Source organism: Staphylococcus sp. HMSC056G08 (assembly GCF_001812305.1).
In the GTDB taxonomy this organism is placed as follows: domain Bacteria; phylum Bacillota; class Bacilli; order Staphylococcales; family Staphylococcaceae; genus Staphylococcus; species Staphylococcus simulans.
In genome coordinates, this window is sequence record NZ_KV808501.1 from 1 (window position 1) to 309 (window position 309).

Genomic DNA, 309 nt, shown 5'->3' on the forward strand with positions numbered 1-309 from the left:
CCTTGGTTATACGACGGCACACCTCAGAGTGTAACGCCTGACGACTGGTATTGGCACCTATGTGAAAATGACTTAATGGTAAAGGCGGTGCGCTAATGAATGAGGTTAGAGATTTAAAAAGAGATGATCGTATTATCTTATGGCAATATCGTGGATTGAATGTGCAGGACGGTCATGCAGGTGTTGTTATTCGAGAAGTTGATAGACTTGGCAAACAATCAGTCATAGTTCAGTTAGATGGTATCGATGACCCGTTTGAGCTTACTGATGTGGATTACTTCGATAAGAAAGCTGAACATTTTGAAGATT

General features: G+C 41.1%; 1 pseudogene. It reads left to right on the plus strand.

Features of this window, described 5'->3' with window-relative positions:
- Positions 1–95: 95 nt before the first annotated feature.
- A pseudogene (locus tag HMPREF2846_RS08930) lies at positions 96–309 on the plus strand (hypothetical protein); the annotation flags it as partial.